This window comes from Desemzia sp. AGC72, from assembly GCF_057334175.1.
Genome location: NZ_JBHFIG010000004.1, coordinates 141,401 through 156,638 on the forward strand (window position 1 = coordinate 141,401; position 15,238 = coordinate 156,638).

Sequence of the window (15,238 nt, forward strand, 5' to 3'; positions counted from 1 at the left end):
TAATATGTACTGAAGAAAAAATAACAATAATAAAATATTTGCTAATAAAGATAATTTAATTTAAGGTGAAATAGTTGCCTCTTATGAAAGGATTACGTATAGAAAATGAAAGAGAATTTTTGGCAAGAATTGCCACGACCGTTTTTTGTGTTGGCACCGATGGAAGATGTGACAGATGTTGTTTTTCGTCATGTAGTCAGTGAAGCAGGCAGACCAGATGTGTTTTTTACTGAGTTTACGAATTCTGTGAGCTACTGCCATCCAGAAGGACGCAACAGCGTGCGTGGCCGTTTGACATTTACAGAAGATGAACAACCAATGGTAGCCCATATATGGGGCGACGAGCCAGAACACTTTAGAGAAATGAGTATTGGGATGGCTAAAGAAGGATTCAGTGGAATTGACATCAATATGGGATGTCCTGTTCCTAACGTAGCCGGCAACGGAAGAGGCAGCGGATTGATCAATCGTCCAGAAGTCGCAGCTGAATTGATCGAAGCAGCGAAAGCAGGCGGACTGCCTGTAAGTGTCAAAACTCGATTAGGTTATTTAAAAGTTGATGAATGGAAAGAATGGTTGACGCATTTGTTGAAACAAGATATCGCTAATTTATCAATCCATTTGCGCACCAAAAAAGAAATGAGTAAAGTAGATGCGCATTGGGAATTGATACCAGAAATCATGGAATTGCGCAACGAGATAGCTCCTCAAACCTTGATCACGATCAACGGAGACATCCCGGATCGTAAAACTGGTTTAGAATTGGCTGAAAAATATGGTGTAGACGGAGTCATGATCGGACGTGGTATTTTCCACAATCCTTACGCATTTGAAAAAGAACCGAGAGAACATCCTAGCAAAGAATTGTTGGAACTTTTTAGAATCCATTTGGATTTGTTTGATAAGTATACTGTTGATGAGCCTCGTGCTTTTAAACCGCTTCGTCGATTCTTCAAGATATACGTCAAAGGCATCCGAGGAGCTAGCGATTTAAGAGCTCAACTGATGGAAACTGAAACAACAAATGATGTACGAGCTTTATTGGATGAATTTGAAGAAAAAAATAAAGATGTACTAGGTGAATAAAAATAGTTTAAAAAAGCTGTTCTCCTGATTATTTTAGGAAAACAGCTTTTTCTTTAGTTTGCCAACAATTCTTTCACAAAAAAAGTTGTAACCTCGCGCATAGTACTCGTTTTGACTAGATGCTCTTCGTCTTCATCAGTAAAATAAATATTTGGGAGTTCTTTTTGCTCATCAGCAAAATCAGCCACATCTTCATAAGGAACAATCAGATCTTGTTTTCCATGCCAAATAAATAAAGGACGGCCATTTAAAGCCTCAGGATGAAGAGACAAATCATACTGTGGAATCCAGCTCAGCAATTCATTGTAGTCTTGAGGTAAGTAACGGTTGGACCTCTTAGCGTGTTCGAATATTCTTTCGCGGTAGACTGACAACTTTGGTGACCCCATTAAACAAGCAGCTGCTTTGATTTCAGGATGATGTGTCAATAATGCACAAGTGGTTATTCCACCCATCGAAGTACCGCCTACTCCAATAATATCATCTACAAAACCGATAGTACGAAAATGCTCTATGATAAAGCCGAATTCAAGCAAATTTGTCTGGATACTTTGCCAAAACGTCAAAGAAGGAATTTTGGAAACAGGTTGCTTTCTTTCCCCGTGATTCATGGCGTCCGGTAAAATAACTCTAATACCTTGGCGTGCCAAATAGCGGGCTTGAGTTAAATTTAGTTCTTTTACTGACTGCCAACCGTGGTAGTAAACGATCAAAGGCAGCAATTCATTGCGTTTTTTTGTTGGAACGACTTCCAATATGGGAATAGTCCCTAAAGTTCTTTTTCGAATCGTTAATTTCAATTTATCCACCTCATGAGTATCATATCAAATGAGTATAGAGAAGAAAATAAATACAGTTAAAAGTTTTTGAAAAACAGGTGAAAAGTTTGTTAAAATGGACAAAAAATCATATTTGCTTTGCATTTATATAAACAGTGATGTATAGTTATAAATTGTGTGTTCATTATATGATTAGGAGTGTTTTAAGTTGGAGAAAGAAAAAATCGTTTCAGTAAAAGAAGTAACAGCAAATCCGGCACCATTAGGATTGATGGGATTTGGTATGACAACTATCTTGTTAAATATACATAATGCAGGTTTTTTTGAATTAGATGCAATGATTTTAGCAGTGGGTGTTTTTTATGGTGGTATTGCACAAGTTATCGCAGGTATCATGGAATTTAAGAAAAACAATACATTTGGAACGACAGCCTTTACTTCATATGGATTCTTTTGGCTATCATTAGTTGCTTTGAATATTTTACCATTGATGGGATACGGTAAAGCAGCTGGATCTTTATCTATGGCAGCGTACTTATTTATGTGGGGAGTATTTACATTATTCATGTTTATCGGAACATTGCGTATTAACCGGGCATTGCAAGTAGTCTTTGGCTCTCTGACGATTTTATTCTTTTTATTAGCAATTGGAAACTTTAGGGGTTCTAGCTTGATGTTAACGATTGCCGGCTATGAAGGGATCTTATGTGGTTTTTCTGCTATTTATGCAGCTATGGCACAAGTACTGAATGAATTATATGGCAAAGATATTATGCCTATTGGAGAAGTAAAATAAAGTTAATGGAGAGACTTCGGTGATTATCAGCGAAGTCTTTTTATTTATACATATCGGTTTGAGTTCCGAAATAAATAGTATCATAGTGATTTGTCAACTTTCTGCTGTTTTGAAATAAAATCTGTATGAATTTTATGTGATAAGTGATATAAGTAGGATAGTACAAAAAGTTAGCGAAAATGGGGGCTTATCAGATGAATATTTACGATATTGAAGTGACTCTTGAAAATGGAGAAACTTATAAAATGGATAGATACAAAGGCAAAACATTACTCATCGTTAATACCGCTACTAAATGTGGTTTGGCTCCGCAGTTTGATGAGCTGCAAGAGTTATATGAGAAATATAAAGAGAATGATTTTATGGTACTAGGATTTCCTACCAATCAATTCAAACAAGAAATTGATTCAGCCAGTGATGCTGCAGAATCCTGCCGCACGACTTATGGGGTAACTTTCCCAATGCATGAGATGATAAAAGTAAATGGATCAGATGCTCATCCATTGTTTAAATTACTGACTGAAGAAACGAAAGGCCTCACAGGAAAATCGGTAAAATGGAATTTTACAAAATTTTTGGTGGATAAAGAAGGCAATATCATCAAACGTTTTGCACCTACAACTACACCGCTCTCATTTGAAACAGAATTGGCTCAATATCAGTAAAATGAAAAGCAGCATCCAATCACGCATGTCATTTGTGATCAAATGCTGTTTTTTTTAAGCTCTTAATTAGTACTTTGAAGTAGGATCTATTTGTCAAGCATCTGTGATATTCAACCCCATAAGAGTAGATAGATAAACAGCTTGCTCGCGAGAAACGGTACACCCGTTTAAATCGTTTGGAGATACCCTAAGTGAGTGGAAAGTTGATAAGCTGAAGTCTATACCTTTTAAAGGAGTTTGTTCAAATGCAGCTTCATTCAGATTGCAGTTGTCAAAAACAATATTCTTTAACGTACAGCCATAAAAGTCATTGTTTTCTAGAGAAGAATTTTGAAAAATGATTTTTTCAAGTTTAGATGAACTGAAGGTGGCAAAATTTAGAATCGAATTGTTGAATAAAACATTCCCTAAACTGGATTCAGGGAGATTGATACCCAATAATTTACAATTTTCAAATTCAACGCGATGAATAGAAGCTTTACTCAGATCAGCATTTGAAAAATCGCAATTGATGAACCGAACATCTACAATATCGATGTTGCTGAAATCGGTATGAGTAAAGGTGCTGTTTTTGATGACAGCGTGGTGCAAATGTGCTCTATCTAAAACTTCATTTGAAAAATCAGATTGAGAGATCACGCAATCTCCCAACATATAATCTTCATCGTCTAAAATAGTTCGAAAATCCTTTGTAGTTAATACGGTTTCTAAAATGACAGGTTTTTTAAGTTTCATATATTCCCTTCTTTCGCTAAACAGTATAGCATACAAGAACAGTGGTTTAGATCAACTGGAAAATGATTAGACTTTTTTATAAGACTACTTTTAGTAGATTATAATCAAAATATCGAGACAGATAAATAAGGAGTAAGATTACGGCAAAAAAAGCTTAACATTTTGTAGAAATTGAGTATAATATAAGAGAATAAGATTATTTGTGAAATATTGAACTTTGAGTTGGGAGAAAATAAGAGGAGTTTAAGATATGAAGATAAAAAAAAACGTTAAAATAAGTTTGTTGATTTTTGTGGCTGTGTTGTTTTTTACAGGTTGTGCTGGACAAGCGAGTGAATCTCAAGAAAAAGTGGAAACTACGATCGTAACGGATGTTAAAGGGGAAGTTGAGATTCCCAAAGATCCTAAAAGAATCGTTGATTTGAGTGGAAATAGCGATAGTTTATCTATTTTAGGTTACGAGGTTGTTGGAACAGCTAACAGTGACGCGTATGATTATACCAAGTTTCCTTCATACCTAGAAAACATTTTAAAAGGGGCGACTATTCTAGGGTATAGTATGCAAGACACTGTCGATGTAGAAGCAGTGATGAATTTGAAACCTGATTTGATTATATTGTCAACTGTACAAGAAAAAGTGTATGAGCAATTGAAAAGTATTGCTCCAACAGTCATGATCCAATTAGAAGCGTTGGATTGGAAAGAAGACGTAAAAACTTTAGGAAGCGTTTTTCATCAAGAGGATCATGCAGAAAAATGGTTGAAAGATTATGAAGAAAAAGCTGCAGCGATTGGGAATACGATTAAAGAAAAGAATGGAGAAGACACAACGTATTTGTCTTTTCTAGCAAGTGGTGGTCAATTTTTCGTTTTTGACGGAGCGGGTTTTGGCGAAGTTCTTTACGAAGATATAGGATTAAAGAAACCAGCAGGAATGCCGGAACAAACCGATATCAGTTTACCAGTAGTGACGTATGAAGGGTTGGCTGCGATTGAGGCAGATCATATTTTTGTGATCGCTACTGATGAAGACTTAGAGATATTGCAAGCAAATGAAATCTGGAATAATTTATCTGCAGTAAAAGCAGGTAAAGTGACTTCACTCGATGCTTCTCCTTATTTTAATCAAGGTTATAGTCCAATAGGTCGAGAATTACTGCTAGATGAAATAGCGGTGATGTTAGATGAAACGGATTAAAAATCACTTTTTCGTCATCGCATGTTTTCTTTTTTTGATTGTTGGAATATATTTAGCAATCAGTCTAGGAACAGAATCTATTAATATAACAGATTTATGGAATAGTTTAAGGCATCCAAACAATTCATTGGATCAACTACTGATCAGAGATGTTCGAATCCCTCGAGTATTGTCTGCTTTGTTTACAGGAGGTATTTTAGGGGCATGTGGTGCACTTATACAAGGTGTCACACGTAATCCTATAGCAGAACCTTCTTTGCTAGGGGTAAGCCAAGGAGCTACTCTGGTGATCGCACTGTTTTATGCGGCGAATATTACGATCAGTACAGAAAGCAGCATGCTGGCTTCTTTGATCGGAACATCCTTTAGTGCAGCTTTAGTCCTCTTTTTTCTTTACAATACAAAGAAAAGCGACTCCATCAGCAAATTATTGCTTGCTGGAATCTCTATGAGTACATTTTTTATTTCATTAACAACGACTATTGGGATTTTATCCAATAAATCTCAATTTATTGCTTTTTGGATTTCCGGCAGTTTTAGAAATGCTACTTGGTCTGATTTCAGGTTGGTTGCTGTAGTGGGATCAATTGGCATGCTGCTCAGCATGTTATTAGCTAAAAAAATCAATGTCCTCAGTTTGGGAGATGAAGCAGCAGCTGGTTTAGGAGTAAATTCTTCAAAAACAAGATTGATTGCTTTTCTGATCTTGATTCCGATGTGTGCAGCCGCTGTAGCAGTAGGTAAAAATATTGGTTTTGTAGGAGTGATCATCCCGCAAATCAATCGAAGGCTTGTAGGAGAAAATTATGTTAAAAATATTCCGTTATCCTTTTTATTGGGAGCGATTTTAGTGCTTTACTCGGATATGGCAGCACGATTGATTTACGCACCATATGAGATGCCTGTAGGAATCTTTACAGCATTGATCGGCGTCCCTTTTTTCATAGCAGCTGCTCGTAAGGAGGCTGCTTAAAGTGAAAGAATATAAGATAAAACAGTTGATGATAGGATTGCTAGGGTTAGTTATTGTTTCAGCAGTGGTTTACTTGAGTTGGGGAAGTTATCAAATGACGGTATCGGATCTGCTTTTGACTTTTATCGGCAGAGGCAGTGAATTTCAGCAAACAGCCCTATTTAATTTGCGTTTACCTCGATTGTTAGTAGCGATTTGTGTCGGAGTGGCACTGGCTACTTCTGGAGGAATCGTTCAAACAATTACTAAAAATGAATTAGCTGATCCTGGGATGATAGGGATAAGTGCGGGAGCAGCTGTGGGGGCTATTTTAGTAGTCACGTTTCAAACGACTCATTATTACAGTCAACTTGGGTCTTTCTCTATTTACTTGCTGCCTATTATGGCTATTATCGGTGCGGGAATCACAGCATTTGTTATTTACCTTCTTTCCAACCAGCAAGGTATCAAACCTAAAAGAATGGTGTTGATAGGTTTAGGAATAAATGCAGGTCTGAGCGCCTTTATGACGTTTTTTATTTTTAGAGGAGGAGTAGGAGAGTACAACAAAGTTTTGATTTGGACGTCAGGCAGCTTATGGGGAACAGGATGGGATTATGCAAGTATCCTTTTACCGTTAGTCAGTGTGGTTTTTTGTTTGGTTTTGATGAATCATAAAAAATTGGATGTTTTGCAATTGTCAGATGAGCATATCTTATCGTTGGGATTAAACCGAAATCGAGAACGGAAAAAAATGTTGATTTATGCCGTTATTTTAGCAGGAGGAGCTACAGCTTTTGCTGGAAATATTGGTTTTATTGGATTGATATCCCCAAACATCGCCAAAAAATTAGTCGGTTCTTCTCATAAACATCTGTTGATTGTTTCAGCGTTGATCAGCGTCATTATTATGTTGTGTGCAGATGCTGTTTCTAGAAATTTATTTTCACCGATAGAAATACCTGTGGGTATTATTGTTTCAATGTTGGGGGTCCCTTATTTCATGTATTTGATCATAAAGGAGAATTAGATGGAAGCTATAGCCGTAAAAGAATTATCAGCAGGATACGAAGAACAAACTGTGATCGAAAAACTGGATTTGTCCATTCTAAAAGGCAAAATCAATATCATTGTAGGGGCAAATGGATGCGGAAAATCAACTCTTTTAAAAAGTATTGCCGGAGTCATCAAGCCTCAAGAAGGTCAAATTTCTATAAATGGAAAAGATATTTCTAAACAAAAAGAAAAGGTCTTAGCTACTCAAATCGCATTCTTGCCCCAAGAACCAATTTGTCCGAATGGATTGACAGTCAAAGAACTAATCGCTTATGGACGATTTCCTTATCAAAAAAGTTTTGGAGGTTTATCTAAACACGATAAACAAATGATTGATTGGGCAATTCAAGAAACCGAACTGGAAGACTTTGAGGATCGAAAAGTAGAAACTTTATCTCAAGGTCAACGGCAAAGAGTGTGGATCGCCATGACTATAGCCCAAGAGACAGATATTATCTTGTTGGATGAACCTACAACTTATTTGGACTTATCTTATCAGCAAGAAATTTTACAACTATTGCATAAATTAAATCGACAAGACGGTTTTACGATCGTGATGGTGCTGCATGAGCTGAATAATGCCTGCAGATATGCCGATAATATTATCGGTTTAAAAAAGGGGAAATTGATCTGCCAAGGAACTCCTTGCGAAGCCATCACTAGAGAAACACTAAGTGAGCTATACGGCATAGAAGCTAAATTACAGCTTAGTGAAGATAACAGATACCCGATCTGCTTAGAGTATGAAGTGACAAAAAAAGAGACTTTTATATTAGGTTGTACAAAAAAATGTGATTTAAATTGCAAACATAAAAAAAATTCTGCTCTGTAATCAGAAAAATAACAAAGTCGACACAAGTAAAGCTATATTTTACTTGTGTCGGCTTTGTCGCATAAAAATGCATTAAAAACTAAAAGTTAATGATTTTCGTAACAAACTATTCACTTTTAATGAAAAATATTTGTATTTTTATGAAAAGAAATTACATTTCTTTTCAGATTAACCGATTAACAAAATAGGGGAAAAGAGTTTGAAGTTTTAAAAGGTAGACGGTTAATACATAAAAAGGAAGGTAGTAGATTCATGAAGTTGAAACAAAAATTATTAACAGGTTTTTTTAGTATTATTGCACTATTGATCATTATCAGTGGTATTGCCTATTTCGAATTAAATGCTGTAAATGATGAATACACATCTACCATAAAGGAAGGTACCAACAAGATTCATTTGACGTCGAATGCTATATCTGAAAGCTATCGGCAACAAATAGAATTACAAACTTACTTAGCTACAGGCAATCCTGAAAGCCTAGAAGCCTTTGATGAGAGTGGAAAAGAGTTCCAAAAACATATGGCCAACCTGACATCACATACGAAACACGAAGAAGGTTTAACACTCATAGATCAAATCAGTTCAGCCCAGTCAGAATGGATAGAAATAGCTGAAGAAGCTATTACTTATAAAGAAGCTGAAGATACTCAAGCGTATACTGCGCTGATGGATGGCAGAGGCAGTGAAATAACGAATCAAATACATACTATTGGCGAAGAATTGATTTCTTATCATGAGGATTCCTTTACAATAATCAGTGCAGACTTAACCAAACAGACAAAAAGGTCAACGGATACTATATTGATCATCAGTTTATTAGCGATCGTAACAGGTATTTTGACAGCTCTTGGGATAAGCAGTAAAATAGCAAAAAGAGCAAAAATCGTTACAGAAGTGGCTGAGGAAATAGCAAACGGCAATTTAACCGTAGAGGAAATAGAGGTAAAAAGTAAAGATGAAATCAGCCACTTGGCCTTGGCAGTCAACAAAATGTTGAACAACTTGCACGACATGATCGAAAAAGTCAGCCAAACTTCAGAACAAGTAGCCTCTTCTTCACAAGAACTACTGGCTATAGCGGAAGAAACAACTGCTGCGACTAATCAAGTAGCGGATTCGATTAGTAACGTAGCAGAAAGTATTGAAGTTCAAAGCAGAAATACAAATGAAAGTGCCCATGGAGCAAATGAAATTGCAACAGGTATTTTGCAAATTACCGGGAACACTTCCACAGTAGCTCAAACAACGATAGAAACGATAAAACAAGCAGCTAAAGGAAATCAAAATGTTCGAGAAGTTATTCGTCAAATGAACACGATTTCTCAAGCAAATGAAGAAACGAATCAAGTTATTCAAGCTTTGGAAAAAAGATCGATCGAGATTGGAAAAATCATAAGCGTCATAACAGATATCTCTGATCAAACGAATTTGTTGGCGCTGAATGCGGCAATAGAATCTGCTAGAGCCGGAGAGCATGGCAAGGGCTTCGCCGTAGTAGCAGATGAAGTACGAAAATTGGCGGAACAATCCAGAGAGTCAGCTAATCAAATTGCAAAATTGATCCAGCACATTCAAACCGATACATCAAAAGCCGTTGAAATGATGCATCATGGAAGCGATGAGATTGTTCAAGGGATGACAATAGCAGCAGAAACTGGCAAGTCATTTGAACGAATCGTTCAATCTATTGAAAGTACAACTATTCAAACACAAGAATTATCGGCTGCTTCAGAGCAAATTTCAGCGAGTATCCAACAAGTGAATGCTTCGATTGAAGAAGTAGCTGCAGCGGCAAAAACTTCTTCTGCAACAACTGGCGAAATCGCTGCTGCAACAGAGGAACAACTGGCTTCAACCGAAGAAGTTTCCTCATCAGCTACTTTCTTAGCTCAGTTGGCAGAAGAATTGACTGGTTTCGTCAGAAAATTCAGCGTTTAAGATGTTCCTATTAAAGATGGAAAAATGTTCTTACATTTTTTCGTCTTTTTTTATTTTCCCCACAGAAAAATATGATAGGCTAGTAAGGAGCAGAATTGCAGATGAAAGATTTATGGAGGTCCTTATGAAATCAATTCTAGAAACATTAAAACACTATTATGGATACGAGTCGTTTCGGCCTGGACAAGAACAACTGATTGAAGCTGTTTTAAGAGGAGAAGATGCTTTAGGGGTTATGCCTACTGGAGGAGGTAAATCGATTTGTTATCAAATTCCGGCTATTTGTATGGAAGGGGTAACGATTGTCGTTTCCCCTTTGATCTCATTGATGAAAGATCAAGTAGATGCCTTGCAGACTATGGGCGTCAAAGCAGCTTATATCAATAGCCAACTGTCTTTTTACGAGCAAGAAAGTATTTTATACAGTGCCGTTCATGGAGAATTGGATTTGATGTATGTTTCCCCAGAACGCTTAGAAAATGAAACCTTTATATCTTACGTTCAACAAATGAATGTCAATTTAGTAGCCGTAGATGAGGCGCATTGCGTTTCTCAGTGGGGACATGATTTCAGACCAAGTTACCAAAACATCCCACGATTAATGGATGTCTTGAACAATCGTCCACCATTTGCCGGATTTACGGCGACTGCGACTACACCAGTTCGAGCCGATATGATCAAGCAATTAAGACTAGAACACCCTTATCAATATATTTCCAGTTTTGATCGCCCGAATCTGTATTTTTCAGTGGTCAAACCGAAAAAGAAAGCTGATGAATTGCTGCGTATTTTGGACAACAAAGAATCCAGCATTATTTACTGCAATACGAGAAAAAATGTGGATACAGTTTATGATACGTTAGTCAAAAAAGGTTATCCGGTAACGATGTATCATGCAGGGATAAGTCCTCAAGAAAGGACGCGAAATCAAGATGACTTCTTGTACGACCGGAAACCCATTATGGTAGCTACGAATGCATTTGGGATGGGGATCGACAAATCAAATGTCAGACGAGTCATTCATTACAACATGCCTTTGGATATGGAGAGTTATTATCAAGAAGCCGGTCGTGCTGGACGAGATGGAGCTCCATCTGAAGCAATCCTCTTTTATTCTGGACAAGATATCATTACCAACACCTTTTTGATTGAACAAGGAAATAATCCTCATGCTAAATCGAATTTGAATACGATGATTACCTATTGTAAAACGGGAAGCTGTTTGAGAAAAACCATTTTGAATTATTTTGATGAAACACCAGAGTGGACGGAGTGTGATCATTGTTCAAATTGTGATGGAGAAATGGTCAAAACAGATATTACTGTAGAATGCCAAAAAATCCTCTCATGTATTTACCGTATGAATCAAGCCTATGGGACTGGATTAATAGTCGATGTGTTACGCGGAAAATCAACCAGTCGTATCAAGCAGCAAGGTTTTGAAGCGTTGTCTACTTATGGATTGATGAAAGAATACACAGACGGCGATATAAAAGATATGATTTCTATCATGATCAGCAAAAATTACTTGCACTTAGGCGGGGATCAATACCCGATTTTGCAATTCACAACAAAGACTAATGACTTATTGCAAGCTAAAGTACGTTTGTCGATGACCAAATCGTTGAAAGAAGAACAGACAACGACGAAAAAATCAGTCGAAAATATTGAAAATTATGATTCAGGATTATTTGAACGATTGCGCGAATTGCGTAAAGAGATCGCTCAAGGATTGGGAAAACCGCCATTTGTTGTTTTTTCAGATCGCAGCTTGATCGATATGGCAGCTAAATTTCCAGCTTCAGATGCTGAATTTTTAACCACTCATGGAGTAGGAGAAGCTAAACTGGCTGATTATGGGGAACAATTCTTAGCACTTATTAGAGAGTATGTCAGCAGCAATGATTTGAATGTTGAACAACTGCGAACAGAAAATTTATCTACCAAAGAAATCTTAAAAGCAGCACCTTCAGCAACAGGGCAGCGTAAGAAAGGCAAAACGCATGAAGAGACATTGAGCTTTTTCCAAGAGGGCAAGACCATTGAAGAAATTGCATCTATTCGTGATTTGTCACCGACAACAATAGTGAATCATTTGTGTACTTTGATCCAAGAAAGAGCAGAACTAGATTATTCCAGATTAGTTACTTCAGAAGCTGAATCTGAGATAAGAAAAGCTGTGGCAGAAGTGGGAACGGCCTCACTGAAATCCATCAAAGAAGCTGTAACTGAATCGATTTCTTACGATGAAATCAAGTTTGTCTTAGCGAAAGTAAAAGCAGAAGCGAAGTAGTCTTTTTGTATCCTTGAAAATAGCTTAGGTTTGGTGATGAGGTGTTGTCTATTAGTCAAATGAAACATCTGATCATGTTCATTTGACTAATAGACCGACTCTATTGATCAAGTAGAACTCCAAAGCAACCACACTTGATTAATAGACCTATTCTATTAATCAAGTGTGCGAAGAAGAAGGGTTCGTTTGATTAATAGAACAGGTTAGCCATCGAATAAAAAAATAACCACCAATAAAAAGCCCTATTCTACTTAATATAACTTAAGTAGAATAGGGCTTTTTATGTAGTCACTCATTTATTCAGAAAAATCATTCTCGATGTCTGCGCTTGAGTCTGACTCTGCGGGAGGGGTAGAAGATTCAGGTTCCTCAGGTGTTTCATCTGAACTTCCTTCTTCAGCTGGTGGAGTAGTAGGTGTATCAGGTTTCTTATCAACAGGGTTTTCATTTGAACTCTCTTCGTCTTTTTGAGGTTTCTCTTCTTTTGAAGACTCAGATTCTGACGATTCAGTTTCAGTTTTTGGTTTAGCTTTAGGTTTAGTTGTTTTCTTAGTTGTTGTACCGGTAGTACTTTTCGGTTTTGACCATTTTTTTGAATTGTTTTGAGAGCTGGATTCTGAATTGTATTCCGTTTCCTCATAAAATTCGCTTTCTTCTGATTCTAAGTCGATTTCTTCACTTTCAACAACTTCTTCTATCTCTTCTGTTTCTTCTTCAACGACCCATAAATTACTAGAAATACTATTTCCGATGTCGCCAGTCAATTGTTGTCCTCTAGCGGCTACTCTTTGAATTGCGGTCAATCCATCAGCTGAAAGAGGTTCTTTTGCGCGAGATTCTGCAGCAACTTCTTTTTCAATACTTTTTGTTTGAACAGCTTCTTTACTGAATGTTTTGGTTTGGTTCAATCCAATATAAACAATAGCGAAAAATAAAAGCAATAATACGATAATTGGACCATACTTCTTCATGAAAGACTCCTTTCAATGCATTTTATAAACCCATCATATAACAACCGCTATTCAAAAACCAGCCTTTTTAGGTATGTTTGAAAAGTCGTCACTAATGGAAGATTTAAATTTATTTTAAGGATAGACGCGTTTCCGCTATAATAGAAAAATAGAAGGATACATATTTATAATGAGGTGAACATATGCAAAAAATTATGATCATAGAAGATGATCTTACGATTGCTGAAAGCTTACAAGAAGAGTTAACGAAATGGGATTATCAAGCGTTTTATACAACAAACTTCAATCAGGTTATGGAGCTGTTTACAGAACAAGCACCACAATTAGTATTGATTGATATCAAATTGCCTTATTTTAATGGATACTACTGGTGTACAGAAATCAGAAAAGTGTCTCAGGTACCGATTATATTTATTTCTTCGCAAAACGAGCGAATGGATATTGTTATGGCGATCCAAATGGGAGCAGATGATTTTATCAGTAAGCCCTTCGATTTGACGATTGCGATTGCCAAAATACAAGCTTTGCTAAGACGGACTTACGACTTTAACGAAAACGATTCTTTTTTGAACCATCAAGGTGTCTATTTGAAAGTAAATGAATTGACGTTGCAGTTTGAAGAAGAAGAAATGGCTTTAACTAAAACAGAAATGAAAATACTGGAGCAATTATTTTTGCACAAAAGCGAATTTGTTTCTCGCGAAGCCATCATGGTCAGTTTATGGGAAAATGAAGCGTTTATAGATGATAATACATTAGCTGTTAATATTGCACGGTTGAGAAAGAAGTTAGCTGGAATGGGATTAGAAAATTTCATCTTGACTAAAAAAGGTTATGGGTATGGATTGACGAAAGGGGAATAAAATGACGTATTTAAAAGAGCAAAGCGCAGTATTTAGAGGTTTTTTATCCGTTAAACGTTATGAGATAGCCATTTATTTGAGCATGGTCATCATTTACGGCGTTCTATTCATTTTAGGACGTTTGCCTCTGGAATTTTATTTTTACGGCATACTGTTGACAGGATTTTTATTTTTAAGCTTCTTGGTTGTACAATTTGTCCAGTACAATAACCGATATAAAACATTGAAGTATATCGAAACTCAGCCTCTGACTGTTTTGAAAGACCTCGCACCGTCCATTGATCCTTCAGAAGAATATCTGATTGAAGAGATTTATCATTTAATGGAAGATATAGAAGAATTTCGTTACAGCCAACAAGAAAAGAATACTGAACAGATGGATTATTTCACCTTATGGCTCCATCAAATCAAAACGCCTATTGCAGCAATGAGTTTATTGATGCAGCAAAATAGTGGAAATACAGACCTAACTAAAAAGGTTCGCCAGGAATTGATTCGCATAGAAAATTACACGCATATGGCTTTGAATTATTTGAAATTAGAGCAAGCAGAAAAAGAACTTGATTTAGATGAAGTAAAATTGGACCATGTGATCAAAAAAGTACTTAAAAAGTTCTCAATATTATTTATTTACAACCGCATCACATTGGACTACCAACCGCTTGAAAAAAAAGTCCTGTCAGATGAAAACTGGCTGCTTATTTTAATAGAGCAAATTTTGTCGAACAGTTTAAAATACACTCCTGAAAATGGAAAGATAAAAATTTATATGGATCCGAAACAAGAGAATCATTTGATTATAGAAGATACTGGAATAGGTATTCGCTCAGAAGACCTTCCAAAGATATTTGAAAAAGGGTATTCTGGATGGAACGGAAAAGTCCAAGAAAAATCTACTGGGTTAGGGCTCTTTTTGAGCAAGAAAATCTGTCGCCGCTTAGGTCACAAATTAGCGATTCAATCAGAAGTGGGCGAAGGTACTCGAGTCAGCATTGATTTGAACCGCGAAACAGTAGAAATTTTTTAACCAAAGACAATCTTACAAAAGTGTAAGATTGTCTATCATTTTGTAAG

General features: G+C 36.6%; 14 protein-coding genes. 11 read left to right on the plus strand and 3 right to left on the minus strand.

Annotated features, from left to right (window positions below):
- The first annotated feature begins 105 nt into the window (after positions 1-105).
- Positions 106-1,086, plus strand: a complete 981-nt coding sequence (locus ACE025_RS03260; RefSeq protein WP_485937425.1) for a tRNA dihydrouridine synthase — start codon at positions 106-108, stop codon at positions 1,084-1,086.
- Positions 1,087-1,139: 53 nt separating this feature from the next.
- On the opposite strand, the gene ACE025_RS03265 is transcribed toward ACE025_RS03260, so the two are convergent.
- The gene (locus tag ACE025_RS03265; RefSeq protein ID WP_485937427.1) at positions 1,140-1,886 is read right to left on the minus strand and encodes an alpha/beta fold hydrolase; all 747 of its coding nucleotides are present in this window, start codon (positions 1,884-1,886) and stop codon (positions 1,140-1,142) included.
- 187 nt (positions 1,887-2,073) lie between these two features.
- Between ACE025_RS03265 and ACE025_RS03270 the strand changes: the two genes are divergently transcribed.
- Both ACE025_RS03270 and ACE025_RS03275 read left to right on the plus strand, forming a co-directional pair.
- On the plus strand, positions 2,074-2,661 hold the full coding sequence (locus ACE025_RS03270) for an acetate uptake transporter (protein WP_485937429.1): 588 nt from the start codon (positions 2,074-2,076) through the stop codon (positions 2,659-2,661).
- Between the two features lie 194 nt (positions 2,662-2,855).
- Positions 2,856-3,326, plus strand: coding sequence for a glutathione peroxidase (locus tag ACE025_RS03275; protein ID WP_485937431.1), 471 nt, complete (start codon positions 2,856-2,858; stop codon positions 3,324-3,326).
- A gap of 93 nt (positions 3,327-3,419) precedes the next feature.
- Here ACE025_RS03275 and ACE025_RS03280 read toward each other — a convergent pair whose 3' ends face one another.
- Positions 3,420-4,061 carry a pentapeptide repeat-containing protein gene (locus tag ACE025_RS03280; protein WP_485937433.1) on the minus strand — a complete coding sequence of 214 codons (642 nt, stop codon included), beginning with the start codon at positions 4,059-4,061 and terminating at the stop codon, positions 3,420-3,422.
- Between the two features lie 250 nt (positions 4,062-4,311).
- On the opposite strand from ACE025_RS03280, the gene ACE025_RS03285 reads away from it, so the two are divergent.
- The 6 genes from ACE025_RS03285 (at position 4,312) to recQ (ending at position 12,330) form a co-directional block, all read left to right on the plus strand.
- Positions 4,312-5,259 carry an ABC transporter substrate-binding protein gene (locus ACE025_RS03285; RefSeq protein ID WP_485937435.1) on the plus strand — a complete coding sequence of 316 codons (948 nt, stop codon included), beginning with the start codon at positions 4,312-4,314 and terminating at the stop codon, positions 5,257-5,259.
- Positions 5,246-6,232 carry a FecCD family ABC transporter permease gene (locus ACE025_RS03290; protein ID WP_485937437.1) on the plus strand — a complete coding sequence of 329 codons (987 nt, stop codon included), beginning with the start codon at positions 5,246-5,248 and terminating at the stop codon, positions 6,230-6,232. The genes ACE025_RS03285 and ACE025_RS03290 overlap by 14 nt, the downstream gene beginning before the upstream one ends.
- A gap of 1 nt (position 6,233) precedes the next feature.
- Positions 6,234-7,241, plus strand: a complete 1,008-nt coding sequence (locus ACE025_RS03295; protein WP_485937439.1) for a FecCD family ABC transporter permease — start codon at positions 6,234-6,236, stop codon at positions 7,239-7,241.
- Positions 7,242-8,099 carry an ABC transporter ATP-binding protein gene (locus tag ACE025_RS03300; RefSeq protein ID WP_485937441.1) on the plus strand — a complete coding sequence of 286 codons (858 nt, stop codon included), beginning with the start codon at positions 7,242-7,244 and terminating at the stop codon, positions 8,097-8,099.
- 252 nt (positions 8,100-8,351) lie between these two features.
- The gene (locus ACE025_RS03305) at positions 8,352-10,037 is read left to right on the plus strand and encodes a methyl-accepting chemotaxis protein (RefSeq protein ID WP_485937443.1); all 1,686 of its coding nucleotides are present in this window, start codon (positions 8,352-8,354) and stop codon (positions 10,035-10,037) included.
- A gap of 124 nt (positions 10,038-10,161) precedes the next feature.
- Complete coding sequence (recQ, locus tag ACE025_RS03310; RefSeq protein WP_485937445.1) at positions 10,162-12,330, plus strand: DNA helicase RecQ; 2,169 nt, start codon at positions 10,162-10,164, stop codon at positions 12,328-12,330.
- A gap of 296 nt (positions 12,331-12,626) precedes the next feature.
- Here the strand turns inward: recQ and ACE025_RS03315 are convergent, their stop codons facing one another.
- Positions 12,627-13,301: a hypothetical protein gene (locus tag ACE025_RS03315; protein ID WP_485937447.1), complete on the minus strand. Its 675-nt coding sequence runs from the start codon at positions 13,299-13,301 to the stop codon at positions 12,627-12,629.
- 182 nt (positions 13,302-13,483) lie between these two features.
- Between ACE025_RS03315 and ACE025_RS03320 the strand changes: the two genes are divergently transcribed.
- Together ACE025_RS03320 and ACE025_RS03325 are read left to right on the plus strand one after the other, a co-directional pair.
- Complete coding sequence (locus ACE025_RS03320; protein WP_485937449.1) at positions 13,484-14,164, plus strand: response regulator; 681 nt, start codon at positions 13,484-13,486, stop codon at positions 14,162-14,164.
- A gap of 1 nt (position 14,165) precedes the next feature.
- Entirely contained in the window at positions 14,166-15,191 is a 1,026-nt protein-coding gene (locus ACE025_RS03325; RefSeq protein ID WP_485937451.1) for a sensor histidine kinase, read from the plus strand.
- Positions 15,192-15,238: the final 47 nt, after the last annotated feature.

Excerpts from the sequence above, each read along its gene's own strand:
- ACE025_RS03260 (WP_485937425.1), top strand. The coding sequence starts at position 106 with ATGAAAGAGAATTTTTGGCAAGAATTGCCACGACCGTTTTTTGTGTTG.
- ACE025_RS03275 (WP_485937431.1), top strand. The coding sequence starts at position 2,856 with ATGAATATTTACGATATTGAAGTGACTCTTGAAAATGGAGAAACTTAT.
- ACE025_RS03280 (WP_485937433.1), bottom strand. The coding sequence starts at position 4,061 with ATGAAACTTAAAAAACCTGTCATTTTAGAAACCGTATTAACTACAAAG.
- ACE025_RS03285 (WP_485937435.1), top strand. The coding sequence starts at position 4,312 with ATGAAGATAAAAAAAAACGTTAAAATAAGTTTGTTGATTTTTGTGGCT.
- ACE025_RS03290 (WP_485937437.1), top strand. The coding sequence starts at position 5,246 with ATGAAACGGATTAAAAATCACTTTTTCGTCATCGCATGTTTTCTTTTT.
- ACE025_RS03300 (WP_485937441.1), top strand. The coding sequence starts at position 7,242 with ATGGAAGCTATAGCCGTAAAAGAATTATCAGCAGGATACGAAGAACAA.
- ACE025_RS03305 (WP_485937443.1), top strand. The coding sequence starts at position 8,352 with ATGAAGTTGAAACAAAAATTATTAACAGGTTTTTTTAGTATTATTGCA.
- recQ (WP_485937445.1), top strand. The coding sequence starts at position 10,162 with ATGAAATCAATTCTAGAAACATTAAAACACTATTATGGATACGAGTCG.
- ACE025_RS03315 (WP_485937447.1), bottom strand. The coding sequence starts at position 13,301 with ATGAAGAAGTATGGTCCAATTATCGTATTATTGCTTTTATTTTTCGCT.
- ACE025_RS03320 (WP_485937449.1), top strand. The coding sequence starts at position 13,484 with ATGCAAAAAATTATGATCATAGAAGATGATCTTACGATTGCTGAAAGC.
- ACE025_RS03325 (WP_485937451.1), top strand. The coding sequence starts at position 14,166 with ATGACGTATTTAAAAGAGCAAAGCGCAGTATTTAGAGGTTTTTTATCC.